Source organism: Pararoseomonas sp. SCSIO 73927 (genome assembly GCF_037040815.1).
GTDB lineage: Bacteria > Pseudomonadota > Alphaproteobacteria > Acetobacterales > Acetobacteraceae > Roseomonas.
On record NZ_CP146232.1, the window covers coordinates 1,937,035 to 1,963,276 of the forward strand.

A 26,242-nucleotide genomic window follows, 5' to 3' on the forward strand; every position below is an offset into this window, starting at 1 on the left:
ATCGATCGGGGTCAGCCCCGGAGGGCGGACCCGTCCCGGAACCTCAGTTCTGCTGGCCGCCGCCGCCGGTGGCGCCGCTCATGTCGAGGAAGGACTGGCCGCCATTGCCGGCGAGCGAGGTGCGGCCGCCCGACTGCGTCCAAGCGCCGGAGGCAGTGGCGCCGCCGGGGACGCTGACCTGGTCGGCAAGGGCGGGGGCGGCGGCGGAGCCGATCAGGGCGGCGGCAAGGGCGAGGGCGCGGAAGTTGATCACGATGGCATGTCCTGGGTGAATGAGCGGCAGGGTGCCGCCCTTCGTTGGCAGGGAGATGGGCCCTGCGGGCGGCTCTGCCCAACGCGCATGATGGATATCTGACATTCGCGCCGTGGATGAAACCGGTTCGCGCCCGAACGCCTCGCCGGAATAGGGGTGGGCGGCGGCGGGCGGTTCAGGCCACCAGCGCGCCGGCGGAAAGGCTGGCCGCCACCGCCTCGGCCGCCCGAATGCCGTCCACCCCGGCGGAGAGGATGCCGCCCGCGTAGCCCGCGCCCTCCCCGGCCGGAAACAGGCCCGGCGTGTTGAGGCTCTGCCCCGTCCCGTCACGGCGGATGCGGAGCGGGGAGGAGGTGCGGGTCTCCACCGCCGTCATCACCGCGTCGCCCATGGCGAAGCCGCGGATCTGGCGGTCGAAGGCGGGCAGGGCCTCGCGGATAGCGGCGGTGGCGAAGTACGGCAGGCAGGCCGAGAGGTCGGTGGGGGTGACGCCGGGCCTGTAGGAGGGAACCACCTCGCCGAGGCCGGTGGAGGGGCGGGCGGCCAGGAAGTCCTCCACGCGCTGCACGGGGGCGTTCCAGTTGGACCCGCCGACGACGAAGGCGCGCTCCTCCCAGTGGCGCTGGAAGGCGAGGCCGGCCAGCGGCCCGTCGGGATAGTCGCGCTCAGGCGTGATGGAGACGACGATCCCGGCATTCGCGTTGCGCTCGGCGCGCGAGTACTGGCTCATGCCGTTGGTGACGAGGCGCCCGGGCTCGGAGGCCGCGGCCACCACCTGGCCGCCGGGGCACATGCAGAAGGAATAGACCGCGCGGCCCTCGGCGGCGGGGGTCTTGCAGTGGTGCACGATCTTGTAGTCCGCGGCGCCGAGGGTGGGGTGGCCGGCCTGAGGGCCGAAGCGGCAGCGGTCGATCAGTCCTTGCGGGTGCTCGATCCGCACGCCGATGGAGAAGGGCTTCGCCTCCATGAACACGCCGCGCCCGTGCAGGGCGGCGAAGGTGTCGCGGGCGGAGTGGCCGACCGCGAGCACCGCGCGGTCCGCCTCCAGGAAGGTGCCGTCGGAGAGGTGCAGGCCGCGCAGGGCGCGGTCCGGGCCGAGCTCGAAATCCTCCACCCGCGTGCCGAAGCGGTACTCCCCGCCCAGCGCCTCGATCCCGGCGCGCATCTTCTCCACCATGGAGACGAGGCGGAAGGTGCCGATATGTGGCTTGGAGAGATAGAGGATCTCCTCCGGCGCGCCGGCCGCCACGAACTCCTCCAGCACCTTGCGGATGCGGTTCGCGTTGTCGCCGATGCCGGAATAGAGCTTGCCGTCGGAGAAGGTGCCCGCCCCGCCCTCGCCGAACTGCACGTTGGATTCAGGGGCGAGGACGGAGCGGCGCCAGAGGCCCCAGGTGTCCTGCGTGCGCTGGCGCACGGCCGTGCCGCGCTCCACCAGGATCGGGCGCAGGCCGAGCTGGGCGAGGACGAGCATGGCAAACAGGCCGCAGGGGCCGGCGCCGATCACCACCGGGCGCAGCCGCGGCGCGGGCGGGGCAGGGGGCAGGCGGTAGGCGGTCTCGGGCGTGGGCGCCACGTGGCGCTCCCCCGCCAGCCCGGCCAGCACCGCCGCCTCGTCCCGCAGCGCCACGTCCAGCGTGTAGATGAGGGCGATGGCGCCGCGCCGGCGGGCATCGTGGCCGCGGCGGAAGACGGTGATGTCCAGCACCTCCTCCGGCGCGACGCGCAGGCGGGCGAGCACGGCGTCGCGCAGCGCGTCCGGCTCGTGGTCCAGGGGAAGCTTGATCTCGGTCAGGCGAAGCATGGCGGCGGGGATATAGGGTTGCTTTCCGCTGAATGATACGCGCGGGGCGACCTCGGTGGCCCCGGCGCGTTCCCTGCCCCATATGGCCCTGGCCCCGATGGGGCGGCTGAACGGATGCCCCGCGGGGCGGCCCAGAGGAGCGGACACGCGGAATGCCCGGACTGATCACGACGCTGACGCCGAACCCGACCATCGACCTGGCCTGCGAGGCGGAGAAGGTGCGGCCGATCCACAAGATCCGCACCACGGATGAGCGGCACGATCCCGGCGGCGGCGGGGTGAACGTGGCCCGCGTGGTGCAGGAGCTGGGCGGGCGGGCCCTGGCCGTGGTGCTCTCCGGCGGCGTCACCGGACGCTTCCTGGAGGAGCTGCTGGAGGAGGGCGGCGTGCCGCACCGGGGCGTGCCCGTCTCCGGCCTCACGCGGATCAGCCAGACGGTGATGGAGACGAGCAGCGGGCAGGAATACCGCTTCGTGCCGGAGGGGCCGGAGGTGACGGAGGACGAGTGGAAGGCCGCCCTCACCCTCATGGAGGAGGTGGAGGCGGACTGGATGGTGGGCAGCGGCAGCCTGCCGCGGGGCGTGCCGGAGGATTTTCACGCGCGCCTGGCCGCAGTGGCGGGAAAGCGCGGGGTGCCCTTCGTGCTGGACACCTCCGGCGCCGCGCTGCGGGCGGCGGTGGAGGCGGGCGGGATCGCGCTCGCCAAGCCCTCCCTCGGCGAGTTCGAGGCGCTGGTGGGCCGCAAGCTGGAGGAGGCCGGCGACCAGCAGCGGGCGGCGGTGGAGCTGGTGCGCTCCGGCAAGGTCGGGATCCTGGCCGTCACGCTGGGGCGGGACGGGGCGATGCTGGCCACGGCGGAGGGCGCGCTGCGCCTGCCCGCCCTGCCGGTGGAGGCCAAAGGCGCTGTCGGGGCGGGGGACAGCTTCCTGGCGGCCATGACCATGGCGCTCTCGGACGGCAGGCCGGCGGCGGAGGCCTTTGCCTGGGGCATGGCGGCGGGCGCGGCGGCGGTCTCCAACGCCGGCACGGCGCACCCGAAGCGCGCGGAGGTGGAGGCGCTGCGGAAGCGCATCCCGGACGCCTCCTTGCAGGAGGTGGCGGCATGACCCTGCGTCTGGTGGGCGACATCGGCGGCACCAATGCCCGCTTCGCCCTCTCCGAGAATGGCGGGGCGCCCTACGGGGAGGCGAAGCTGCCCGGCGCCGACTTCCCCGGCCCGATCGAGGCGGCCGAGGCCTACCTCGCCGGCCGCCCCGTGGAGGAGGCGGTGCTGGCCGTCGCCACCCCCGTGCTGGAGGATGAGGTGGCCTTCACCAACAGCCCCTGGCGCTTCTCCATCGAGGAGGCGAAGCGCCGGCTGGGCGTGGGCAGGCTCGCGATCATCAACGACTTCGTCGCCCAGGCCTCCGCCGTGCCGCACCTGGCACCGGGCGAGACGCGGGAGCTGAAGGGGGGCGGGGCCACGGCAGGGGCGCCCTGCGTGGTGCTGGGACCGGGAACGGGGCTGGGCGTGGCTTTCCTGATCCATGCCGGCGGCGGGGCACGGGTGCTGCCGAGCGAGGCCGGCCACGCCTCCTTCGCGCCGCAGGACGCGCTGCAGGAGGAGGTGCTGCGGCGGCTGCGCGTCACCCATGGCGGGCACGTCTCGCTGGAGCGCGTGCTGTCCGGCCCCGGCCTGCTGCATCTGGCGCGGATCATCGGCGAGGTGCAGGGCCGGCCGGTGGAGCTGGCATCCCCGACCGACGTCTCGGCGCGGGCAGCGGCAGGAGATTGCCCGGCTTGCGGGGAGGCGCTGCGCGTCTTCTCCGCCGTGCTGGGCGCGGCGGCAGGAAGCCTGGCGCTGACGGTGCTGGCCGATGGCGGCGTCTTCGTGACCGGCGGCCTGTGCCGGAACCTCGGACCGCTGCTGGACGTGGAGGCGATGCGCGCGAGCTTCACCGGCAAGGGGCGCTTCGCCGGATACCTGGAGGGCGTGCCGGTAACCCAGGTGATGCGGCCCCATTCCGGGCTGCTGGGGGCGGCGGCCTGGCATATCGAGGGGTGATGCGCTCGGGCCCTGGTTCTGACAGGTCCGGAAGGGGGCGCCGCCCCCTGGAACCCCCGCCAAGGGCCTGAGGCCCCTGGACCCCCATCTGGCTGCCGCCGCGCCGTCCTGAGATGGGGTTTCCGCGTGACGGGCCTCTTCCTGCCCTTGCAGTCGCCTCGGGTCATGGACCCGAGGCGCACCGTCAGCAGGGTATTCCCAAAGCCTAGAAGAAGATGATGGAGAGGGGTCCGGGGAGAGGAAGAATTCCTTCTTCCTCTCCCCGGGACAGACCGGACGCGAAAGACCGGAGCAGGGGCTCGCCCCTATGGCTCTCCTACAGGAAAGGCATTGCCGGCCGCGCTACAGCCGTGCCGGGGTGCCTTCGCCCGCGGGCGCGGTGGGCCAGGACCGGGCGGCCTGCCACTGCCGTTGCACCTCCTCGTTCACCTCCTCCGCCGTCTTGCCGGGGCGGACGACGACCTCGGCGCCGTTCAGGCGGAAGCGGTGGGGCACGCCGTGGCGGTTCGCCTTCTCGACGCAGCGGCTGATGACGTGCGGCAGGTAGTCGCTCTCGCTCGTCGGGTAGTCCTGGACGTGCTGGGCCACGCTCGCCTCCTCGTTCATTCTTGGCGGGAAGCTTAGGACCAGCCGTCGGGCGATGTCATCCGCCGGCTTGTCGCGTCCGCGTGAGGAGTGGCCGCCCTAATCCCCAAACATGTAGCCCTGGATGAACAGGATGTGCTCGCGCATCACCCGCCGGGCCTCCGCGCGGTCGCGCGCCCGCACGGCCGCCACCATGGCGTGGTGCTGGGCCTGCAGCACGGCGCGGCGGTCCGCGGTCTGGCCGCGGGCCTTCAGCTGGCCCCAGTCCGTCCTCTCCCGCACCCTCGCGAGGGAGCGGGACATGGCGATGACGGCGCCGTTATGGGTGCCGAGCGCGAAGGCGTCGTGCAGGGCCGCGTCCCAGTGCTCGAAATCCGCCAGTTCCGCCGCGGCGTCGGTGCCGCGCAGGCACTCCTCCATCCGGGCGATGTCGGCGGGGGTGGCGCGCGCGACAGCGAGGGAGATGGTCTCCGGCTCCAGTATCAGCCGGCACTCCACCACGTCGGAGGGGCTGAGGGGCACCTCCTCGGCCGATGGGGTCGCGGGGGCGGAGCGGAAGGTGCCGCGCCCGACGTGGCGGTGGATCAGCCCCTCGGCCTCCAGCGCGTCCAGCGCGCGGCGCACGGTGTTGCGGGCCATCCCGTGGCGCGCGCCGAGCTCCCGCTCGGTTGGCAGCCTCTCGCCAGGCGCCCAGCGGCCGGCGCGCAGGTCCCGCTCCAGCGCGGCCCGCAGCGCCTCGGCGCCCGCAACGGAATCGAAAGGGGTCTGATCCATTCTCGCGACTTAGGCCTTGACCGGGGCAACCAATGAGAGAACCATACTGCCCTATTGGTTCAGTATCTGACAAGATTGGTATAGGACGGGTCGCATGAAGCTGGCGAGGCTGCGGGCAGGTGGCGGTGAGAAGCTGGTGCGGGTGGACGCGTCCGGCCGGCGCTTCTGGCCGATCGAGGCGCTGGCGCCGGGCCTACCCGGCGAGATGACGGCGTTGATCGCCGCACTCTCCGGCGGTGCCACGGTGCCGGAGCCGACGGGCGAGGGCGAGGCGCTGGACCAGGCGATGCTGCTGGCCCCCGTGCCGCGGCCGCCGCGCAACATCTTCTGCGTCGGCAAGAACTACCATGCGCACGCGCGGGAGTTCGCCGGCAGCGGCTACGATTCCTCCTCCACCTCCGCCGCGGACGCCATCCCCAAGGCGCCGATCATCTTCACCAAGCCCTACACCTCCATCTCCGGCCCCTGGGACGACATCCCGATGGTGCCGGGCCTGGACGCTGAGGTGGATTACGAGGCGGAGCTGGCCGTGGTGATCGGCCGCGGCGGGCGCTGCATCCCGAAGGCGGAGGCCATGGCGCATGTCTTCGGTTACACGCTGGTGAACGACGTGACGGCGCGCGACCTGCAGGGCGTGCACAAGCAGTGGCTGCTGGGCAAGGGCATCGACGGCTTCTGCCCCATGGGCCCCTTCCTGGTGACGGCGGACGAGCTGGATGCGGGGGGCATGCGCGTGACCTGCACGGTGAACGGCGAGAAGCGGCAGGACGCGAGCACCGCCGACCTGATCTTCGACATCCCCACGCTGATCGAGACGATCTCCCTCTCCATGGCGCTGCTGCCGGGCGACATCATCGCCACCGGCACGCCGGAGGGCGTGGGCATCGGCTTCAAGCCGCCGCGCTTCCTGCGGGACGGGGACGTGGTGGAGTGCGCGATCGAGGGGATCGGGGCCATCCGCAACACCTTGCGCAAGGTGGATCCGGCGGCGCCTGACGCGGCGCGAAGCACTATCTGACGCCGGCGCGCCGGACGGCGCGCGGCACGAGAGGATGGGGGCGGGATGACGGCACAACGCCGCGCCGCCCCGTGGTTCGGGAAGCCGGGCGCCGGGCGCCCGCGGGAGGCGTGCGTGCTGCTTCGTCGTGATCTTCTGGCCGCCCTGGGTGCGGCGGGCGCGCTGCCCGCGGGGGCGGTGCTGGCCCAAGGAACGTCCCAGGGTGGATCCTGGCCCACGCGGGCGGTGCAGGTGGTGGTGCCCTTCCCGCCGGGCGGGCAGGCGGATGTCACGGCCCGCCCCGTCTCCGCCGCGCTGGAGCGGGTGTTGCGCCAGCCCCTTCCGGTGGTGAACCGGCCGGGCGCGGGCGGCATCGTCGGCACGGCGAGTGTCGCGCGCGCCGCGCCGGACGGCTACACGGCGCTGATGGCGCTCTCCTCCCACGCCATGCTGCCGGAGAGCGAGCGCCTGCAGGGGCGCACGCCGGCCTATACGGTGGAGGGGTTCGCGCCGATCGCCCGCTTCACGGCGGACCCGACCGTGCTGCTGGTGCCGGCAAGCTCTCCCTGGAAGACTCTGGCGGAGTTCGTGGCGGACGCGAAGAAGCGGCCGGGCGTCATCACCTACGGCTCCGCCGGCAACTACTCCACGCTCCACGTCGCCATGGCGATGCTGACGGGGGCGGCGGATCTCGACCTGCTGCACGTGCCCTTCCAGGGCGGCGGGCCGGCGCTGACGGCGCTGCTCTCCGGCACGCTGGACGCGCTGGCCTCCGGCCCCGGCCCGGCCTCGGTCCACGTGAAGGAGGGCCGGCTGCGGGCGCTGGCGAACTGGGGCAGCGGGCGCATCCCGGGCTTCGAGGAGGTGCCGACCTTCAAGGAGCTCGGCTACTCCGACGTGGAGTTCTACATCTGGACCGGCCTGTTCCTGCCGGCGGCAGCGCCCGCCGAGATCCAGGAGCGGCTGCGCCAGGCCTCGCGCCAGGTCTGCGAGACGGACGAGGCGCTGAAGCGCGCGCTGGACGCGGCCGGCAGCCCCATCGCCTACCTCGACGGCCCGGCCTTCGAGCGGTTCTTCAACGAGGACAGCGCGCGGCTGGTCCGCGCGGTGCAGCGTATCGGCAAGGTCGATTAACGGCCGCCGGAAGGGAGGAAGGATGGACCATCGCATCACGCGGCGCGGGCTCGGGGCGCTCGCTGCCGGCGCGCTCGCCGCGCCCGCGATCGCGCAGGAGGCGGGCTGGCCGGCCCGTCCGGTGCGCATCGTGGTTCCCTTCGGGGCCGGCGGTTCCGCCGACATCGCGGCGCGCAACGTGGCGGAGGCGCTGAGCCAGGGGCTGGGCCAGCCCTTCGTGGTGGAGAACCGGCCCGGCGCGGGCGCGGTGATCGGCACCGACCTCGTCGCGAAGTCCGCGCCGGACGGCTACACGATTCTGATGATGTCCAACACGCACACGGCGAACGAGACGCTGATCGCGAACCGCCCCTACGTGCTGATGCGGGACCTGGCGGCGGCGGCGGCGGTGAACGTGGCGCACCACGTGCTGGCGGTTCACCCCTCCCTCGGCGTGAGCAGCGTGGCGGAGCTGATCGCGAAGGCGAAGGCGGCGCCGGGCACGATCGACTACGCCTCCTCCGGCCCCGGCACGCCCTACCACATCGCGGGAGAGGTGTTCCGCGCCATGGCGGGGATCGAGATCCAGCACATCCCCTTCCGCTCCTCCGGCGAGGCGCGGACGGCGCTCATCTCCGGCCAGGTGCCGATGATGTTCGACGCCATCCCCACCATGGAGCCGCACGTGGCGGGCGGGCGGGCGAGGGCGCTGGCGACCACGGGGCCGCAGCGGGACCCGCTGTTGCCGAACCTGCCCACCGTCTCCGAATCCGGCCTGCCGGGCTACGAGGCCTCCATCTGGCTCGGACTCATGGCCCCCGTGCAGATGCCGAAGCCGATCGTCGAGAGGTTGAATGCCGCCGTGAATGACTGGCTGGGCAGGCCCTCGACGCGCGCGGCGATGGCGAAGCAGGGCGCGCAACCCATGCCCATGCCGGTGGCGGAGTTCGACGCCTTCCTGCGGCGCGACGTGGACAGGCAGCGGGAGTTCATCCGGATGGCAAGGATCGTGGTGAACTGATGCCCGTCGCCTTCACCCTGAACGGCGCCGCCGTGGAGGTGGAGGCGCCGGATGACAGCAGCGGGGGCATGACGCTGCTGCAGGCGCTGCGCGGCCCGCTGGGGCTGAGCGGACCGCGCTTCGGCTGCGGGCAGGAGGCCTGCGGGAGCTGCATGGTGACGCTGGACGGCGAGGCGCGCCCCTCCTGCGCCATGCCCGTGGAAATGGCGGCCGGGCGCGCCGTGGGCACGGTGGAGGGGCTGGGCACGCCGGAGGCGCCGCACCCGCTGCAGACGGCTTTCCTGGCGGAGCAGGCCGGGCAGTGCGGCTGGTGCCTCTCCGGTATCCTGGTGAGCGCGGCGGCGCTGCTGCGGCGGAACCCGGACCCGGACGAGGCGGCGGTGCGGGCGGCGCTGGAGCCGCATCTCTGCCGCTGCGGCGCGCAGAACCGGATCATCCGTGCGGTGCTGCGCGCCGCCCGGTTGGGATCGGGGGCGGGGGTGGCGGCGTGAACCTCGCCTACACCTTTGCAATGGGCAAAGGCGGCAACGCGCCGGACCTGCCGGGCAGCCTGCGGGCGGAGCCGCGCCTGTCGCGCTGGCTGCGCTTCTCCGCGGACGGCACGGTGACCCTGACGCCGGGCAAGGTGGAGATCGGGCAGGGCATCCTGACGGCGCTGGCGCAGATCGCGGCCGACGAGCTGGACGTGGCGCCCGCCCGGCTGCGCGTGCTGCCGGCCGTGACGGGAACCAGCCCGGACGAGGGCGTGACCTCCGGCAGCCTTTCCGTCCAGGAGAGCGGGGCGGCGATCCGGCAGGCGAGCGCGGAGGCGAGGGCCATCCACCTCGGCCTCGCCGCCGGGCGCAGCGGCGTGCCGGTGGAGGCGATCCGGGTGGAAGACGGCACCTTCCTCGCCCCGGACGGGGCGGAGATTGGCTCCTACTGGGCGCAGGCGGAGAGCGCGCCCCTGGAGGTGGAGTCGCGCGGCGACGTGGCGCCGAAGCCCGCGGCCGATCGCCGCGTGGCCGGCGCGTCCCTGCCGCGGCTGGACCTGCCGGACAAGGTCTTCGGCACCCCGCGCTACCTGCACGACCTGCGCCTGCCGGGGATGCTGCACGCCCGCGCGGTGCGGGCGCCGGCGCGGGCGGCGCGGCTGCTGGGCCTGCGGGAGGGGCCGCTGCCCGGTGGTGCCGGAATCGTGCGGGACGGGTCCTTCCTCGCCGTGGTCGCCCCGGACGAGTGGGCGGCCGAGGCGGCCGCCGCGCGCGTGGCCGCCCGCGCGGAGTGGGAGGTGCGGGACAGCCTGCCCGACGAGGGCGCCCTGGCCGGATGGCTCGCCGCCACCCCCGCCCAGGTGGGTGAGGTGGCGCGGCGCGACGATCCGGCGCCGCCCGCCGCGCACGAGGTCACCGCGCGCTTCCAGCGCCCCTTCGTCGCCCACGCCTCCATCGGCACCTCCTGCGCCGTAGCGCACTGGGAGGATGGCGCGCTGGAGGTCCTGACGCACAGCCAGGGCGTCTACAACCTGCGCGCCGACCTCGCCCTCGTGCTCGGCCTGCAGCCCGAAGCCGTCACCGTGCGGCACATGGAGGGCGCGGGCTGCTACGGCCACAACGGCGCGGATGACGTGGCGCTGGACGCCGCCCTTGTCGCCCGCGCCCACCCCGGCCGCCCCGTGCGCCTGCTGTGGAGCCGGGAGGAGGAGCTGGGCTGGGGCCCGCTCTCCCCCGCTGCCCTCGCGGAGATCGAGGCGGCGGTGGACGCCGATGGGATGCTCTGCCGCTGGCGCACGGTGCTGCGCGGCAACGGCCACTCATCCCGCCCCGGGCGGGCGAAGCAGCCCACCCTGCTCGCCGCGCCCTATCTGGACCCGCCACAGCCCTGGCCGGTAGCGATCGACGCCCCGATCGCGGCAGGCGGCGGCGGGCAGCGCAACGCCGTGCCGGGCTATGCCGTGCCGTCCCTGGACGTGACGATGCACCGGCTGCTGGAGATGCCGCTGCGCTCCTCCGCCCTGCGCGGACTGGGCGCGCTGCTCAACGTCTGGGCCATCGAATCCGTGATGGACGAGCTGGCGGAGGCGAGCGGGCAGGACCCCGTGGCCTTCCGCCTGCGCCACCTGGAGGAGGATCCCCGCGCCGCCGCCGTGCTGCGGGAAGCCGCCGCGATGTGCGGCTGGCTGCGCGCCTCCGCGGAGGAAGGGGTGGGCACCGGCATCGCGGTCGCGCGCTACAAGGGCACCGGTGCCTGGTGCGCCGTGGCCGCGGAAGTGGAGGCGGCCGAGGTGGTGCGCTGCCGTCGCCTCTGGATCGCCGCCGACGTGGGGGAAGCGATCAACCCCGACGGGGTGGCGAACCAGCTGGAGGGCGGGGCGATCCAGGCCGTGTCCATCGCCCTGAAGGAGGCGGTGCGCTTCGACCGTGCGAACGTCACCAGCACGCGCTGGGAGAGCTACCCGATCCTCCGCTTCTCCGAGGTGCCGGCGGTGGAGCTGCGGCTGATCGCCCCTCCCGACGCGAAGCCGCTGGGCGCGGGGGAGCCCTCGCTCGGGCCGACGATCGCCGCCATCGCGGGCGGCATCCACGCCGCCCTCGGCGTCCGCCCGCGCGCCATGCCCTTCACGCCCGACAACCTCTCCGCCGCGATGGAAGCCTGACTTGCCCGAGACGCTCCGCCTTACCCTCGCCTGCTCCAGTTCCGACCGGACGCGCCCCATCATCGACGGGCGGGTGGAGGTGGAGGGCGTCTCCCTCACCGTGCTGCCGGGGGAGCCGGAGGACATCTTCCGCCGCGCGCTCCGCGACCGCGCCTTCGATGTGACGGAGCTCTCCATGGGCAGCCATATCGTCACCACGGCGCGGGGCGACGCGCCCTATATCGGCATTCCCGTCTTCCCCTCCCGCTCCTTCCGCCACGCGGCGATCTACGTGCGGACGGATCGCGGCATCCGCACGGCGAAGGACCTGGCGGGGAAGCGCATCGGCCTGCCGGAATACCAGCAGACGGCGGCGCTGTGGGTGCGCGGGGCGCTGCGGGAATACTACGGCGTGGATACCCAGGGCATCGCCTGGCGCACGGGCGGCATGGAGGAGACGGGGCTCGGCGAGCGCGTGGCGCTGAAGCTGCCGCCCGGGATGGATGTGCAGGCCATCGGCCCCGCCGAGACGCTGAACGGGCTGCTGGCCGCCGGCGAGCTGGACGCGGTGGTCGGGCCGCGCCCGCCCTCCTGCTTCGTCGGGCGCACGGCGCCGGTGGACCGGCTCTACCCGGATTTCCGGACGGAGGAGGAGGCGTACTACAAGGCCACCGGCTTCTTCCCGATCATGCACTGCGTGGCGCTGCGCAAGGAGTTGGCGGCGGCGCATCCCTGGCTGCCGCAGGAGCTGTTCCGTGCCTTCGCGAAGGCGCGCGCCATGGCGGTGGCGGACCTGACCATGGTGAACGTGCTGCGCGCCTCCCTGCCCTGGATTGCGGCGGAGGCGCAGAGGCAGATCGACTTCATGGGCGGCGATCCCTGGCCCTACGGCTTCGCGCGCAACCGCGACGAGATCGCGGCCATGATCCGCTTCGCCGTGGCGGACGGGCTGGCCGCGGAGAGGATCGCGCCGGAGGCGCTGTTCCACCCCAGCGTGCTCTGACGTTCCGGTCCTCCGTTCAGCCTCCGTGGCCAGAGGGAGGAAGAAGGAATTCTTCCTCCCTCCGGACCTCCCACCATCATCTTCTTCGAGTTGGTTCGAACCCGGCTGACAATCCGCCGCGGGTCCCCGACCCGAGGCGACTGCAAGGGCAGGATCGGGTGCAATAGGCTTCAACGCACCGGTTCAGGCCGGTTCCGCGGCAGCCAGACGAGGATCCAAGGGCCTCAGGCCCTTGGCGGGAGAGGTCTGGAGAGGGCGGCGCCCTCTCCAGTCCCGCAAGGGCGCGAGCGAGGGCCCGTTCAACCCTCCCGCGCCAGTCCTCTCAGGACGAGGTCCACCTGCGCCTCGCGCATCGCTTCAGGGGAGGGGGCGCGGTCCGGCCCGAGCATGCCGCGCCAGACCGAGGCCATCGCAACCGGCGCCATCAGCACCGCCGCCAGCCCTGGCTGCTCCGCGGCGTCCGCACGGAACTCCCCGGCGGCGATCCCCGCGCGCACCACCCCGGTGACGAGGGCGAGCCCGCGCGAGAGCACCTCCCGGTGGTAGAAATCCCCGAGTTCGGGGAAGCGGTCCGCCTCGGCCAGGAGCAGCTTGAACAGCACGCCGTCCTGTACATCCTCGCCGACCCGGAGGTAGGCCAGGCCGATCAGCTGCCGCAACAGCTCGGCATTGGACCCGGCATGGGCCGCCACCAGCTTTTCCGCTTCCGTGAAGACCGGCTGGATGCAGGAGCGGACGACGGCGGTAAACAGCTCCGCCTTGCCGGGAAAGTAGTGGTAGATCAAACCCTTGGCGACGCCCGCCCGGGCTGCTGCCCCGGCCATGCTCGCGCCGCCGTAGCCCCCCTCTGAGAACTCCTCCAGCGCCGCCTCCAGGATTTGCGGCAGGCGCTCCGCCGGGGTGAGGCGCCGGCGCGGGGCAGCCCTGGCCGTCTGCGTCCGTTCCGCCGCTTCGTCGCGCAAGATTCGCCTCCCCGGGGCCGCCGGCAATTGACCGGACCGTCAACAAGACTATATCCCCTCAGTTATTGACCATTTGGTCGATAAGCAAGGCCCTGGGGCGCCCCTTCGTCATGCCTGACCATAATCTCATGATCCCGGAGACGACCGCCGCGACCGGCCGGCCCGCCCCGGCCCGGCGCGGCCGGTGGGCCCTGGCGGCCCTTGCCCTGGTCGCGCTCGGCGGCGCCTTTCTCATGCGCGGCGAGATCGCGTCCCGGCTGCGCCCGCCCGCGCCGGCCGCGGCCCAGGCCCCTGCCGAGCCCCCGCCCGCCCTGACCGTGGCCGTGGCCGCCGCCACCCCCCGCCCCCTGGCCCGCACGGTTGTGGGCGACGGCTCCGTCGTGCCCTGGCAGGAGCTGGTGATCGGGGCCGAGGCGGGCGGCCTGCGCGTGATCGAGGTTGCGGTGGAGGAGGGGGACACGGTCCGCGCCGGCCAGCCGCTGGTCCGCATGGACGAGACCCTTCTCCGCGCCGTCCTCGGCCAGGCGGAGGCGGCGGTGACGGAGGCGCAGGCCGCGCTCCGCAACGCCCGCCAGGACCTGGCCCGCGCCGCCGACCTGTCGCGCAGCGGCAACGCGCCGCGGCAGACGCTGGAGCTGCGGCAATCGGCGGCGCTGCAGGCCGAGGCGCGTGTCGCCTCCGCCACCGCGCGGCAGGAGGAGGTGGCGGCCCGCCTCGCCCAGGCCCGGATCCTGGCACCGACGGACGGCGTCGTCTCCCGCCGCAGCGCGCTGCCGGGCAACGTCACCGCCGCCGGGCAGGAGATGATCCGCCTGATCCGCGACGGCCGGATCGAGCTCGATGCGCGCGTGCCGGAGCTGGACCTCGCCACCGTGCGGCCCGGCCAGCCCGTCCGCGTCACCCATGGCGAGCGGGTGGTGGAGGGCACGGTGCGGGCCGTGGCGCCGACCGTGCTGGCCGAGGCGCGGCTGGGCGTGGTCCATGTCGCTCTGCCCGCCGGTTCCGGCCTGCGCCCCGGCATGTTCGCCCGCGCTGAGATCAGCCCCGGCGAGGCCCCGGGCCTGACCGTGCCGCAATCCGCCCTGCTGTTCCGGGATGGCCGCCCCGCCGTGCTCGTGCTGGACGGCGAGCGCGTGGCCCTTCGTCCGGTCACCACCGGCCGGCGCGGGGAGGGGGTGGTCGAGGTCACCTCCGGTCTCGCGGAGGGCGAGCGCGTCGTCGCCACGGGGGCCGGATTCCTGAGCGACGGCGACCGCGTGCGGGTGGCAGGCCAATGAGCGATCCCGTGCAGACCCTCTCCTCCGCGGATCACCGCAACCTCTCGGCCTGGTCCATCCGGAACCCCGTGGCCACGATGGTGCTCTTCGTCGTGCTCACCCTGGCGGGGCTGATCGCCTTTCCCTCGCTGCGGATCAACAACACGCCGGACCTGGACCTGCCGGCGGTGGTCGTCACCGTCGCCCAGCCCGGCGCCGCGCCCTCCGAGCTGGAGACGCAGGTGACGCGGCGGGTGGAGGACGCGCTGGCGGGCCTCGGCGACGTGAAGCACATCACCTCCACCGTGGTGGACGGCGCCTCCACCACCGCGATCGAGTTCGCGGTGGGCACGAACGTGGACCGCGCGACGAACGACGTGCGGGACAAGGTGGCGCAGATCCGCGCCGACCTGCCGGCCGCCATCCGCGATCCCGTGATCACCCGCGTGGAGGCCACGGGCGGCGCCATCCTCACCTACACCGTCGCCGCGCCCGGGATGGGGGAGGAGGAGCTCTCCTGGTTCGTGGAGGACGCGGTGGCGAAGGCGCTGCTCTCCGTCCCCGGCGTGGCCGAGGTGAACCGGGTGGGCGGCGTGACGCGGGAGGTGCGCGTGGCGCTGCGCCCGGACCGGCTGGCCGCGCTCGGCCTCACGGCGGGCCAGGTGAACGAGCAGCTGCGCGCCCTCAACGTCAACCTGCCCGGCGGGCGGGGAAACCTGGGCGAGGGGGAGCAGGCGATCCGCACCCTCGGCTCCGCCCCGAGCGTGGCCGCGCTGCGCGAGCGCCCGGTGATCCTGCCGGGCGGCCGCACCGCCCGGCTGGGCGACATCGCCGAGGTCACGGACGCGACGGCCGAGGTCCGCAGCGCCGCGCGCCTGGACGGCCGCCCCGTGGTCGCCTTCGAGGTGCTGCGGACCCGCGGCTCCTCAGAGGTGCGGGTGGCGGAGGGCGTCGCGGCCCGCGTCGCGGAGCTGACGGCGGCCCATCCCGGCGTGACGATCGTGAAGGTGGCGGACACGGTGGGCTTCGTTCTCGCCGGCTACCACGGCGCGATCGAGGCGCTGCTGGTCGGCGCGGGCCTCGCCGTGCTCGTCGTCTGGGCCTTCCTGCGGGACTGGCGGGCGACGGCCATCGCCTCCCTCGCCATGCCGCTCTCCCTCATCCCGACCTTCCTCGTGATGAAGCTGCTCGGCTTCTCCATCAACAACATCACCCTGCTGGGACTGACCCTCGTCGTCGGCGTGCTGGTGGACGACGCGATCGTGGAGATCGAGAACATCGTCCGCCACCTGCGCGCGCGCCGGGACGGCAGCGCCATGCGGGCGGCGCTGGACGCCTCGGCCGAGATCGGGCTGGCGGTGGTGGCGACCACGGCGACCATCCTCGCGGTCTTCGTGCCCGTGGCCTTCATGCCGGGCATCCCCGGGCAGTTCTTCCGGCAGTTCGGGCTCACCGTGGCCACAGCCGTGTTCTTCTCCCTCGTCGTCGCGCGGATGCTGACGCCGCTGCTCGGCGCCTACCTCCTCAAGCCGAAGGCCCATGCGGGGTCGGAGGAGGTCGGGGACGGCGCGGTGGGGCGGCGCTACCTCTCGCTCCTCGGCTGGTGCCTGCGGCACCGCTGGACCACGCTCGCCGGCGCGACGGGCTTCTTCGCCCTCTCCGTCGCCCTGATCCCGCTGATCCCGCAGGACTTCGTGCCCGCGGCCGACCGCGGCCGCTCCTCGCTGGCGATGGAGCTGGCGCCCGGCGCCACGCTGGCGGACACGGAGGCGGCGGCGGCCGAGGTGGCGCGGATCCTGCGGGCGCGGCCGGAGGTGGCCTCCGTCTTCACCTCGCTCGGCACCCGCAGCGCGGGCGGCATGGCGCTGGGCACCAGCACGCGGGAGGGGGAGCCGCGCCTGGCGAGCTTCATCGTCACCCTCGTGCCGCGCGGGCAGCGGGCCCTGTCCCAGCAGCGGATCGAGGCGGAGCTGCGCCCGGCGCTGGAGCGGATCCCCGGCGCGCGCTTCCGCTTCGGGGCGGACGGGCAGAGCGGCGCGAAGCTCGCCGTCACCCTCGTCTCCGACGACGCCGGGGCGCTGGCGGGCGCGGTGCGCGAGCTGGAGCGGCAGGTGCGGGGCATCCCCCAGCTCTCCAACGCCCGCTCCACCGCCTCCCTCTCGCGCCCGGAGCTGCAGATCGTGCCGGACGAGGCGCGCGCGGCGGAGCTCGGCGTCTCCCCCGCCGCCATCGCGACCACGGCGCGGATCGCGACCACCGGCGACGTGGACCAGAACCTCGCCCGCTTCAACCTGCCGGACCGGCAGATCCCGATCCGCGTCATGCTGGACGAACCGGCGCGCGGCGATCTCACCGCCCTCCGCTCCCTCCGCGTGGAGGGCCGCGCCGGCCTTGCCGTGCCGCTGGGCGCGGTGGCGGAGATCCGCCACGGCGCCGGCCCGGCCCAGATCGAGCGGCTGGACCGCGTGCGGAAGGCGACGGTGGAGGCGGAGCTGAACGGCCTGGCCCTTGGCGACGCGACGAAGCTGGTGGCCGCCCTCCCGATCATGCGGAACCTTCCGGTGGGGGTGCGGGAGCGCACGACGGGCGACGCGGAGGTGATGCAGGAGCTGTTTGGCAGCTTCGTCGTCGCGCTCCTGACCGGGGTGGGCCTCGTCTATGTCGTGCTGATCCTGCTATTCGGCGGGGTTCTGCAGCCGCTGACGATCATGTCCTCCCTGCCGCTCTCGCTCGGCGGGGCGCTGATGGCGCTGCTGCTGGCGCAGAAGGCGCTCGGCATCTCCGCGGTGATCGGGGTGCTGATGCTCATGGGCATCGTCGCGAAGAACTCCATCCTCCTCGTCGAGTACGCGATCGAGGCGCGGCGCGCGGGGATGCCGCGCAACACGGCGCTGATCGAGGCGGCGCGCAAGCGGGCGCGGCCGATCGTGATGACGACGATCGCGATGGCGGCGGGCATGGCGCATATCGCGGCGGGCGTCGGCGCGGATTCCGAGTTCCGCGCGCCGATGGCGCTGGTGGTGATCGGCGGGCTCGTCACCTCGACCCTGCTGAGCCTCGTCGTCGTGCCCGTGGTCTACGCGGTGCTGGACGATCTTGGCGCCCTGCTCGGCCGCCTGCGCGCGCCCGCCGGGGGGCGTGCCGGGGCCGGCCCCCTGCACCTGCCGGGGTAGGGGCTTCAGGCCGCCGTCAGCGCCTCCTCCGCGGCGGCCTGCTCCATCAGCCAGTCGGCGAAGGCCTGCAGCGCGCCGTCGATTCGCCCGCCGGGCAGGGTCAGCCAGTAGCAGTCCCCCGTCCTCAGCACCCGGCCGGGCAGGGGGAGGAGCCGGCCATCCCCGAGTTCGGCGCGCACGTAGCCCGGCGCGCAGATCACCGCGCCCAGCCCCTCCAGCGCGGCCTGGATGGCGAGCGTCGTGCTCTCGAAGAGCAGGGGCTTGGCTTCCCAGCGGATGCGGTTCTCGCGCAGCCATAGCGGCCAGTCGCCCTGCCGCACCTTGCTGCCCAGCAATTGCTGCTCCCGCCGCTCGGAGCGCCAGGAGCGGGCAAGGGGCGGGGTGGCGAAAGGCGCCACGGCCACCGGCTGCAATCGCCGCGCGAAGGGCGAGGGGGGCGCGCCACAGGGCGCCGTGCTGACCGCCGCGTCCACGCCCTCCCGCGCCAGGTCCACCGCGGCGGTGGAGGTGCCCACCTCCACCTCGAAGCCGGGGTGGCGCTGCCGGAAGTCCGGCAGGCGCGGGATCAGCCAGCGCAATGCCCAGGTGGTGTAGGCGCGAATCCGCAGCGGCGCCGCCTCCGCGCCCAGACGCTCCGTCGCGGCCTGAACCCGCGCAAAGCCTTCCCCGAGCTCGGCGGCGAAGCGGCGCCCCCGCTCGGTGAGGCTCAGCGCGTTGGCGCCGCGCCGGACCAGGGCGCAGCCGAGCAGGGCCTCCAGGTCCCGCAGCCGCTTGCTCACGGCCGGCTGGGTGACACCCAGCGCCGCCGCGGCCGCCGTGAGGCTGCCGGTCTCCGCGACGACGTGAAAGGCCCAGAGGCTTTCCAAGGGAGGGGTTCGGCGCATGCCCGCCAGCATAACCGCGCGTTGGGGTGGGGCAAGGAATTCTAGGACTTCTCAGGGCCGGTGCGCCGCAGGACCATGCCTCCCGCAAGACCCCGCGCAGAACGGGGAACGACACCCCCTGGAGGATCCGTGGCCATGATGAACCGTCGCGCCGCCCTGCGGCTCGTGCCCGCGCTCGCGGCCCTCTCGCCGCTCGGCCGCCCGGCCCTGGCGCAGGCGCCCCGCTTTCCGGACCGCCCTCTGCGCCTGATCATCCCCTTCGCCGCCGGGGGCAGCAACGACATCGTCGGCCGCGTCCTGTCGGAGGGCATGGGCGCGCGGCTCGGCCAGAATATCGTGGTGGAGAACCGCGGCGGCGCCGGCGGGATCCTCGGGAACGAGATCGTGGCGCAGGCGCCGAAGGATGGCCTCACGGTCCTGCTCGGCGGCAGCGGCAGCTTCCTCATCAGCAGCCTCGTGCAGCCGCGCGTGCCCTACGATATCATCCGGGACTTCGCGCCGGTGGGCTTCGTCGGCAGCGCGCCGAACGTCATCACGGTGAACCCGAAGGTGGCGGCGCGGAACCTGACGGAACTGCGCGACCTCGCCCGCCGATCCAGGCCGCCGCTCTCCTATGCCAGCCCTGGGGTGGGCACCACCGGGCACACGCTCGGCGCGCTGCTCTCCCTCACCTTCGAGGCGCCGATGGAGCACATCCCCTATCGCGGGACGGGGCCGGCCATCACGGACGTGCTGGCGGGGCGGGTGGACATCCTCACCAACGCGGCGGCCCCGCTGCGGCCGCACATCGCCTCCGGCGGGCTGCGCGCCCTGGCCGTGGCGGCGCCGCGCCGGCTGGAGATCCTGCCGGAGGTGCCGAGCACGGTGGAGGCTGGCTTCCCCGGCGTCATCTCCTCCACCTGGTACGGGCTGCTGGTGCCCGCCGGCACGCCCGACGACCGGATCGCCGCGCTGCACGGCGCGCTGAGCGCCACCCTGGCGGACGCCGCGACGAAGCAGCGCTTGGCCGAGGAGGGCGTGGACATTGAGCCGAGCGCCGCGCCCGCCGACTTCGCCCGCCTAATCGCCGAGGAGAAGGCGCGCTGGCAGGATGTGGTCACCCGCGCGAACATCCGGGCCGAATGAGCGCCGCCCTGCCCTTGCGGCGCATCGTCGTCCTCGACGACTTCGGCGATGCCGCGCGGGATTCGGCGGATTGGGGAGGCCTTCCCGTCGAGTTCCTCCACGACCACCCGGCGGAGGAGGAACAGGCAAGGCGCCTGGCCGATGCCGACGCGATCGTCCTGATCCGGGAACGCACGGCGCTCACCGCCTCTCTGATCGCGCGGCTGCCGGCGCTGCGCCTCGTCGTCACCGCCGGAATGCGGAACCGCGTGCTGGACATGGCGGCCTGCGAGGCGCGCGGCATCGCCGTGTGCGGCACGGATTCCCGCGGCTCGCCCACGGTGGAGCTGACCTGGGGGCTGATCCTGGCGCTCGCCCGCATGATCCCGGCGCAGGAGGCGCTGCTGCGCGCGGGCGGCTGGCAGCGCGGCGCCGGGCTGGGGATGGAGGGCGCGACGCTCGGCATCGCCGGGCTCGGCCGCATCGGCGCGGGGGTGGCCGCCATCGGCCGCGCCTTCGGTATGCGGCTGCTGGCCTGGAGCCCGAATATGACGGAGGCGACGGCGCGGGAGGCCGGGGCGGAACTCGTGGACAAGGCCGGGCTCTTCGGGCGCTCCGACATCGTCACCCTGCATCTCGGCCTCGGCCCCTCCACCCGCGGCATCGTGGGCGCGGTGGAGATTGGTGCCATGCGGCGCGGCGCATTGCTGGTGAACACCGCGCGCGGGCCGCTGGTGGACCAGTCGGCGTTGATCGCTGCGCTAGAGAGCGGGCATCTCGGCGGCGCCGCCATCGACACGCACGAGCCGGAGCCGATGACGCCGGACGACCCGATCCGGCGCGCGCCCAACACGATCCTGACGCCGCATCTCGGCTACGTCACCCGGCAGAACTTCCGCCTCTACTTCGAGGGCGCGGTGGACTGCCTGCACGCCTGGAACCGCGGCGCCCCCCTGCCGCGGCCGCTGAACGACGCCGCACGCCAACCGCGAGGAGCCGACGCATGACCCCCGCCAATCCCGAATCCGACGCCATCCTGCTGGAGGCGGAGGGCCCCGTCGCCACGCTGACGCTGAACCGCCCGAAGGCGCGCAACGCCATCGACGACGCCATGCGCGCCGACCTGATGGCCGCGCTGGACCACGTGGCGCGCACGGATTCCGTCAAGGCGCTGGTGATCACCGGCGCCGGGAAGGGCTTCTGCGCGGGCGGCGACGTGAAATCGATGCAGGCGCGCCTCTCCGTGCCGCCGGGCGAGGTGGCGCTGAACGGCTGGCGCCGGCAGCAGCGCACGCACCACGCCATCTCCATGCTGCACGCCCTGCCGAAGCCCACCATCGCCGCGGTGAACGGCGCGGCCACCGGGCTGGGCTGCGACGTGGCGCTGTGCTGCGACTTCATCATCGCCTCCGAGGAGGCGCGCTTCGCCATGACCTACATCCTGCGCGGCCTGATCCCCGATGGCGGCGGCATGTACTTCCTGCCGCGCCGCGTGGGGCTGCCGAAGGCGAAGGAGCTGATCTTCACCGGCCGCACGGTGGAGCCGGAGGAGGCGCTCCGCCTCGGCATGATCGACCGCGTCACGGGTGCGGAGACGCTGGTGGCGGATGCCCAGGCCTGGGCGGCGGAACTCGGCAAGGGGGCGCCCGCGGCGCTCGCGCTGAGCAAGGGCATCCTGGACGCCACCTTCGAGCTGCCGGTGGAGCAGGTCTTCGCCATGGGCAGCCAGGCTCAGGCCATCTGCTACAGCTCCCGCGAGCACCAGGAATCCGTCGCCGCCTTCCTGGAGGGCGTGGCCCAGCGCCGCGCCGCCAAGGAGAAGGGGGAGGCGCCGTGAGCGCCCTTGGCGCCCTGCTGCGGCCGCGCAGCGTCGCGGTCGTCGGCGCTTCCGCCGACATGGGCAAGATGACGGGCCGCCCCGTCGGCTACCTGCAGAAATACGGGTTCACCGGCGAGATCTGGCCGGTGAACCCGCGCGCGGAGAGCATCGCGGGGCTGCGCTGCTATCCCGACGTCGCGTCCCTTCCCGGCGCGCCGGACGCCGCCATCGTGCTGCTCGGCCCGGATCGCGCCGAGGCGGCGGTGCGGGACCTCGCGGCCAAGGGCTGCCAGGCCGCCATCGTCCTGGCCAGCGGCTACGGCGAGGCGAACGAGGAGGGCGCGCGCCGCCAGGCCGCGCTGAAGGAGGCGGCGGGCGGGATGCGCCTGCTCGGCCCCAACACCATCGGCCTCGTCAACCTGACGGACGGGATGATGCTCTCCGCCACCGGGGCGCTGGAGGTGGGCGCGCTGCCCGCCGGACGAATCTCCGTGGTGTCGCAGAGCGGCGGCATCCTCGGCTCCCTCCTCTCTCGCGCCGCCGACCGCGGCATCGGCTTCGCCAAGCTCGTCTCCACGGGGAACGAGGCCGATATCGACAGCAGCGACATGATCGAGCACCTCGTCGAGGACGAGGCGACGGACGTGATCGCCGTGTACATGGAAGGGCTGCGGCGCCCGGAGGCCTTCAAGCGCGCCGCCCGCCGCGCGGCGGAGCTCGGTAAGCCGATCGTCGTCTACAAGGTCGGCCGCTCCGATTCCGGCGCCCGCGCCGCCACCTCCCACACCGGCGCCCTGGCTGGCGCGGACCGGGTCTATGACGCGCTGTTCCGCCAGTACGGCGTGATCCGGGCGGAAAGCTTCACCGACCTGCTGGACATCCCCGCCGCGCTGGTGCCCGGCCGCCTCATGGAGGGCGGGCGCGTCGCCATCCTCACCTCCACCGGCGGCGCCGGCACGCTGCTGGCCGATAATTGCGGCCTGGCCGGCATCGAGGTGCCGGTGCCGGACGAGGCGACCACGAACCGCCTCGCCGCGCTGCTGAAGGAGGACCCGGCGGCCATCGGGCGCAACCCCGTGGACGTGACCCTGGCCGGGCTGCGGCCGGACCTGTTCCGCGGCGCCATCGACGCGCTGCTGGACAGCCCCTCCTACGACGCCGTCATGGTGGTCATCGGCTCCTCCGCCCTCGCCACGCCCGACATCGTCGCCGGCGCCATCCTCGACTGCCAGGCGCGCAGCGGGAAGCCGATCCTGGCCTATGTCAGCCCCCACGCGCCGCACCTCGTGCGGCTGCTGAACGGCAAGGGCATCCCCGCCTTCGCGACGCCGGAGAGCAGCGCCTCCGTCCTGCGGGCGCTGCGCCGGCGCGAGGCCCCGCCCGCCGCGCCCGCATCCCCCGAAGACCCTTCCGTGCTGGCGGGCCTTCCTTCCGGCAACTTGAACGAGGCCGAGAGCAAGGCCCTCTTCGCCCGCTTCGGCGTGCCGGTGACGCGGGAGCAAGCCGCCCCCGACGCCGCGGGCGCGGAGGCCGCGGCGCGCGCCCTGGGCGGAGAGGTGGTGCTGAAGATCCTGTCCCGGGCCATTGCCCACAAGAGCGACCTGGGCGGCGTGAAGGTCGGCCTCACGGCCGAGGAGGTCCCCGCTGCCTGCGCCGCGATGCTGGAACGGCTCCGCGCCGCCGGCGCCCCGGCGCCCGAAGGCTTCCTCGTGCAGGAACGCGTGCGCGGCGGGGTGGAGATGATCCTCGGCTTCCACCGGGACCCGCAGCTCGGCCCGGTCCTCCTCCTCGGCTCCGGCGGTGTCGCGGCGGAACTGTTCCAGGACACTGCCCTGCGCCTGCTGCCCGTCACCCGCGCGGACGCGGAGGCGATGGTGGGGGAGCTGAAGGCCGCCGCCCTGCTGCGCGGCTATCGCGGCGCGGCACCGGCCGATGTTCCCGCCCTGATCGATGCCGTGATGGCCTTCGCGGCCATGGCCGGCGCGGCGGGGGAGCGGCTGCTGGAGGCGGAGATCAACCCGCTTTTCGTGCTGCCGGAAGGGCAGGGCGCGCGGGCGGTGGACGGGCTGGCCGTGCTGGGCTGAGCACGCGGGGCCGGCGCCACCCCGGCGGACGGATCATGCCCCGGGCCGGCAGAGCGCGCGGAGATGGCGGATGGTACCGTCCAGCACCGCCCCGTCGGCCCCTGCCGGGAGCGACAGGCTGGAGAGGTCCATCAGGACCTGCCCGCTCTCGTCGCGCACCCTCAGCCGCAGGCGCCGCCCGTTCTCCCACACCTGCACCTCGCAGGTGAGGGGCGAGAAGGATCGCAGCAGGCGGGCGCGCAGCTCCTCGGCGCCGGTCACGCGGAACGGGCCCGGCCGGTCATGCCGCCGCCTGCGGCAGCACGACCAGGGCCTGCAGCCCGCCATCGGCATGGTTCCGCAGCGTGAGGTCGCCGCCATGGGCGCGCACGATGCTGCGCGCCGAGGTGAGGCCGAGCCCCATCCCGCCCGTGCTCGGCTGGCGGGCCTTGCTGAGGCGCCGGAAGGGCAGGAACACCTGCTCCAGCTTGTCGTCGTCGATCCCGGGGCCGCGGTCGAGGACCGTCACCTCGGCGCCGCGCTCCGTCATCCGCAGGAGGATCCTGGGCGCCGTGGCGTGCTTGATGGCGTTCTCCACGAGGTTCGCGAAGACCCGGCGGAGCGCGCCGGGCCGGCCGGTCCAGCGCGCATGGGCCGGGCCCTCGTAGCCGATCTCGACGCCCTGGTCGCCGTAGTTGTCGACGACCGTCTTCAGCAGCTCCGCCAGGTCGAAGCTCGTCGGCTCCTCGTACCCCGCATCGTCGCGGAAGAAGGCGAGCGCGGAATCGACCATGCCCTGCATCTCCTCCACGTCCTGGAAAAGCTTCCGCTGCTGCACGGGGTCGTCGATGAACTCGCCGCGCAGCCGCATGCGGGTCAGCGGCGTGCGCAGGTCGTGCGATATGGCGGCCAGCATGGTGGTGCGGTCCTCCACAAAGCGGCGGATCTGCGCCTGCATGTCGTTGAAGGCGCTGATCGTCTCGCGCAGCTCGGCCGGCCCCTGCAGCGGGATCGCCGGCGCCCGCGGGTCAGCGCCGAACCGCCGCACGCCGGCCGCCAGCCTCTCCACCGGCGCCGCCGTGGCGCAGGCCGCGGCGGTCGCCAGGATGATGGTGGACAGCCCGGCGAAGAGCCCGATCAGGACGTAGCGGAGGGGCTTGGCGATGCCCCAGCTCCGCTGGGCCGCGGAGAAGGTCAGCCAGCTGCCGTCGGTCAGCCGCACGCTCATGAAGAGCCGCATGCCGCCGCGCAGCAGCTCCTCCGCCCGGGGGGACGCCCTGACCTCCGGGTTGTCGATGTGGAAGAACAGGAGAGTCCGGGAGGGATCGCCGAGCACCCTGCGGAACGCCGCGGTTCCGGCCCGGTACGCGCCCTCGAGGCGCGCGCTCGGCTCCACCGGCGGCTCCGCGCTCCAGGCGACGCTGTAGTCGGCCGTGCCCGCCGAGGCGGCGAGGGCGGGGCGGATCCCCGGCGGCTGCGCCTCGATGATCCGCACCGTCGCCGCGCCCGCGTCCACCAGCCCGCTCCGGTCGAAGGAGGGGCGGGCCCAGACCCCAGCCAGGGCGACAAAGATCCCGTTCATGAGGAGCGTCGCGGCGATGGCGAGGAGGATCGTCAGGCCGAAGCGGCGCGCCATCGTGTCGCCCAGCCAGCGGCGCGCCCTCATGACCGGGACACCGGGACCATGAGGATGTAGCCGCCGTTGCGGATGGTGCGGATCAGCTCCGGGCTCTTCGGCGAATCCTCGAGCTTGCGGCGGAGGCGGCTGACCTGGACGTCGATGCTGCGGTCGAAGGCCGCGTGGCTCTCGCCGCGCGCGATATCCATCAGGATGTCGCGCGTCAGCACCCGCTGCGGGTGCTCGGCGAAGGCGAGGAGCAGGTCGAACTCGCCGGTGGAGAGCGGGACCAGCGTGTTGTCGTCCGACCGCAGCTCCCGCCGGGTGATGTCCAGGCGCCACCGCCCGAAGGACAGCATCGGCCGCGTGTCCTTCGGCCGGGGGGCGGACCCGCCCTCGCCGCGGCGGAGCACGGCCTTGATCCGGGCGAGGAGCTCGCGGGAGTTGAAGGGCTTCGTGAGGTAGTCGTCCGCCCCGATCTCCAGCCCGACGACGCGGTCCGTGTGGTCGCTCACGGCGGTGAGCATGATGACCGGGACCGAGGAGGTGGCGCGGAGCCGGCGGCAGAGGTCGAACCCGCTCTCGTCCGGAAGCATCACGTCGAGGACGACGACGTCTGCCCCGCGCTCCTCCAGCACCGCGAACATCTCCGCGCCGTCCCGCGCGACGGAGACGCGGCAGGCGTGGTTCTGGAGAAAGTGGGTGAGGAGCGTGAGGATATCCTCGTCGTCATCCACGAGCAGGACGTGCGGCATCGGGGTCATGGCCCTCCATATCACCTCGGCCCCTCCCCGTTATGACAGGTATTGAGGCCCCTTTGTTTCGCCCGGGACACAGGGTGTCCGCACGGCAAACCACTGCTCATCAGCGGGACGCACGGCCCCGCTAGCGTCGCTTCGACCAGTCCGGAGCCCCGCCGTGTTCCTCCACTCCCACGCCCTCGATCCCCGCCCGTTCCAGGCACCCGGCCCGTTGCCGAACCTGGCGCCGAACCTATCGGTGAATCTCTGGGGGGAATGGTGCGCGGCCCGCATCGCGCGCCTCCCCCCGGCAGGCTACCCGGCGGCCGCCCGTGAGGGCCAGTCCGCGGACGGGGGCGGGGAAGCCCCGGCCGGCGCCGCGCGATCCCCCGCGACCGCCGGGCGGGCGGCGTGA

The 26,242-nt window shown here is 73.7% G+C and carries 24 protein-coding genes; 15 read left to right on the forward strand and 9 right to left on the reverse strand.

The window, feature by feature from the left end; all coding sequences use genetic code 11:
- Positions 1-43: 43 nt before the first annotated feature.
- The gene (locus VQH23_RS09240; protein WP_338665343.1) at positions 44-253 is read right to left on the reverse strand and encodes a hypothetical protein; all 210 of its coding nucleotides are present in this window, start codon (positions 251-253) and stop codon (positions 44-46) included.
- A gap of 175 nt (positions 254-428) precedes the next feature.
- Complete coding sequence (locus VQH23_RS09245) at positions 429-2,057, reverse strand: NAD(P)/FAD-dependent oxidoreductase (protein WP_338665344.1); 1,629 nt, start codon at positions 2,055-2,057, stop codon at positions 429-431.
- Between the two features lie 152 nt (positions 2,058-2,209).
- Between VQH23_RS09245 and VQH23_RS09250 the strand changes: the two genes are divergently transcribed.
- Both VQH23_RS09250 and glk read left to right on the forward strand, forming a co-directional pair.
- On the forward strand, positions 2,210-3,163 hold the full coding sequence (locus VQH23_RS09250; RefSeq protein ID WP_338665345.1) for a 1-phosphofructokinase family hexose kinase: 954 nt from the start codon (positions 2,210-2,212) through the stop codon (positions 3,161-3,163).
- Positions 3,160-4,101 carry a glucokinase gene (gene glk / locus VQH23_RS09255; protein WP_338665346.1) on the forward strand — a complete coding sequence of 314 codons (942 nt, stop codon included), beginning with the start codon at positions 3,160-3,162 and terminating at the stop codon, positions 4,099-4,101. The genes VQH23_RS09250 and glk overlap by 4 nt, the downstream gene beginning before the upstream one ends.
- Before the next feature lie 342 nt (positions 4,102-4,443).
- Here the strand turns inward: glk and VQH23_RS09260 are convergent, their stop codons facing one another.
- Positions 4,444-4,689: a hypothetical protein gene (locus tag VQH23_RS09260; RefSeq protein ID WP_338665347.1), complete on the reverse strand. Its 246-nt coding sequence runs from the start codon at positions 4,687-4,689 to the stop codon at positions 4,444-4,446.
- A gap of 96 nt (positions 4,690-4,785) precedes the next feature.
- Positions 4,786-5,460 (reverse strand): FCD domain-containing protein, encoded by a 675-nt coding sequence (locus tag VQH23_RS09265; protein ID WP_338665349.1) that lies wholly within the window; start codon positions 5,458-5,460, stop codon positions 4,786-4,788.
- Positions 5,461-5,554: 94 nt separating this feature from the next.
- Here VQH23_RS09265 and VQH23_RS09270 point away from each other — a divergent pair, with 94 nt between their 5' ends.
- From VQH23_RS09270 to VQH23_RS09295, 6 genes are all read left to right on the forward strand, one after another.
- Positions 5,555-6,478 (forward strand): fumarylacetoacetate hydrolase family protein, encoded by a 924-nt coding sequence (locus VQH23_RS09270; RefSeq protein ID WP_338665350.1) that lies wholly within the window; start codon positions 5,555-5,557, stop codon positions 6,476-6,478.
- A gap of 114 nt (positions 6,479-6,592) precedes the next feature.
- Positions 6,593-7,591: a tripartite tricarboxylate transporter substrate binding protein gene (locus VQH23_RS09275; protein ID WP_338665351.1), complete on the forward strand. Its 999-nt coding sequence runs from the start codon at positions 6,593-6,595 to the stop codon at positions 7,589-7,591.
- A 22-nt stretch (positions 7,592-7,613) separates the two neighbouring features.
- Entirely contained in the window at positions 7,614-8,591 is a 978-nt protein-coding gene (locus VQH23_RS09280; RefSeq protein ID WP_338665352.1) for a tripartite tricarboxylate transporter substrate binding protein, read from the forward strand.
- Entirely contained in the window at positions 8,591-9,082 is a 492-nt protein-coding gene (locus VQH23_RS09285; RefSeq protein WP_338665353.1) for a (2Fe-2S)-binding protein, read from the forward strand. The genes VQH23_RS09280 and VQH23_RS09285 overlap by 1 nt, the downstream gene beginning before the upstream one ends.
- Positions 9,079-11,226 (forward strand): molybdopterin cofactor-binding domain-containing protein, encoded by a 2,148-nt coding sequence (locus VQH23_RS09290; protein WP_338665354.1) that lies wholly within the window; start codon positions 9,079-9,081, stop codon positions 11,224-11,226. Before VQH23_RS09285 ends, VQH23_RS09290 begins: the two co-directional genes overlap by 4 nt.
- 1 nt (position 11,227) lies before the next feature.
- Positions 11,228-12,208 (forward strand): ABC transporter substrate-binding protein, encoded by a 981-nt coding sequence (locus VQH23_RS09295; protein ID WP_338665355.1) that lies wholly within the window; start codon positions 11,228-11,230, stop codon positions 12,206-12,208.
- Between the two features lie 299 nt (positions 12,209-12,507).
- Here the strand turns inward: VQH23_RS09295 and VQH23_RS09300 are convergent, their stop codons facing one another.
- The gene (locus VQH23_RS09300) at positions 12,508-13,170 is read right to left on the reverse strand and encodes a TetR family transcriptional regulator (RefSeq protein ID WP_338665356.1); all 663 of its coding nucleotides are present in this window, start codon (positions 13,168-13,170) and stop codon (positions 12,508-12,510) included.
- 128 nt (positions 13,171-13,298) lie between these two features.
- On the opposite strand from VQH23_RS09300, the gene VQH23_RS09305 reads away from it, so the two are divergent.
- Both VQH23_RS09305 and VQH23_RS09310 read left to right on the forward strand, forming a co-directional pair.
- Positions 13,299-14,447 (forward strand): efflux RND transporter periplasmic adaptor subunit, encoded by a 1,149-nt coding sequence (locus VQH23_RS09305; RefSeq protein ID WP_338665357.1) that lies wholly within the window; start codon positions 13,299-13,301, stop codon positions 14,445-14,447.
- The gene (locus VQH23_RS09310; protein WP_338665358.1) at positions 14,444-17,599 is read left to right on the forward strand and encodes an efflux RND transporter permease subunit; all 3,156 of its coding nucleotides are present in this window, start codon (positions 14,444-14,446) and stop codon (positions 17,597-17,599) included. The genes VQH23_RS09305 and VQH23_RS09310 overlap by 4 nt, the downstream gene beginning before the upstream one ends.
- Positions 17,600-17,604: 5 nt before the next feature.
- On the opposite strand, the gene VQH23_RS09315 is transcribed toward VQH23_RS09310, so the two are convergent.
- Positions 17,605-18,483 (reverse strand): LysR substrate-binding domain-containing protein, encoded by an 879-nt coding sequence (locus VQH23_RS09315; protein WP_338665359.1) that lies wholly within the window; start codon positions 18,481-18,483, stop codon positions 17,605-17,607.
- 135 nt (positions 18,484-18,618) lie between these two features.
- Between VQH23_RS09315 and VQH23_RS09320 the strand changes: the two genes are divergently transcribed.
- From VQH23_RS09320 to VQH23_RS09335, 4 genes are read left to right on the forward strand one after another with little or no spacing between them, the layout of a single operon-like run.
- Positions 18,619-19,608, forward strand: coding sequence for a tripartite tricarboxylate transporter substrate-binding protein (locus VQH23_RS09320; RefSeq protein WP_338665360.1), 990 nt, complete (start codon positions 18,619-18,621; stop codon positions 19,606-19,608).
- A complete protein-coding gene (locus tag VQH23_RS09325; RefSeq protein WP_338665361.1) occupies positions 19,605-20,594 on the forward strand; it encodes a D-2-hydroxyacid dehydrogenase family protein in 990 nt (329 codons plus the stop codon). Before VQH23_RS09320 ends, VQH23_RS09325 begins: the two co-directional genes overlap by 4 nt.
- Positions 20,591-21,424, forward strand: coding sequence for an enoyl-CoA hydratase/isomerase family protein (locus tag VQH23_RS09330; protein WP_338665362.1), 834 nt, complete (start codon positions 20,591-20,593; stop codon positions 21,422-21,424). Before VQH23_RS09325 ends, VQH23_RS09330 begins: the two co-directional genes overlap by 4 nt.
- Positions 21,421-23,490, forward strand: coding sequence for an acetate--CoA ligase family protein (locus VQH23_RS09335; protein WP_338665363.1), 2,070 nt, complete (start codon positions 21,421-21,423; stop codon positions 23,488-23,490). Before VQH23_RS09330 ends, VQH23_RS09335 begins: the two co-directional genes overlap by 4 nt.
- A 33-nt stretch (positions 23,491-23,523) precedes the next feature.
- Here VQH23_RS09335 and VQH23_RS09340 read toward each other — a convergent pair whose 3' ends face one another.
- The 3 genes from VQH23_RS09340 to VQH23_RS09350 are packed head-to-tail and all read right to left on the reverse strand — an operon-like array spanning position 23,524 to position 25,851.
- Complete coding sequence (locus tag VQH23_RS09340; protein ID WP_338665364.1) at positions 23,524-23,751, reverse strand: hypothetical protein; 228 nt, start codon at positions 23,749-23,751, stop codon at positions 23,524-23,526.
- 19 nt (positions 23,752-23,770) lie between these two features.
- A complete protein-coding gene (locus VQH23_RS09345) occupies positions 23,771-25,135 on the reverse strand; it encodes an ATP-binding protein (RefSeq protein ID WP_338665365.1) in 1,365 nt (454 codons plus the stop codon).
- Positions 25,132-25,851, reverse strand: coding sequence for a response regulator (locus VQH23_RS09350; RefSeq protein ID WP_338665366.1), 720 nt, complete (start codon positions 25,849-25,851; stop codon positions 25,132-25,134). The genes VQH23_RS09345 and VQH23_RS09350 overlap by 4 nt, the downstream gene beginning before the upstream one ends.
- Before the next feature lie 154 nt (positions 25,852-26,005).
- On the opposite strand from VQH23_RS09350, the gene VQH23_RS09355 reads away from it, so the two are divergent.
- Positions 26,006-26,242, forward strand: coding sequence for a hypothetical protein (locus VQH23_RS09355; RefSeq protein WP_338665367.1), 237 nt, complete (start codon positions 26,006-26,008; stop codon positions 26,240-26,242).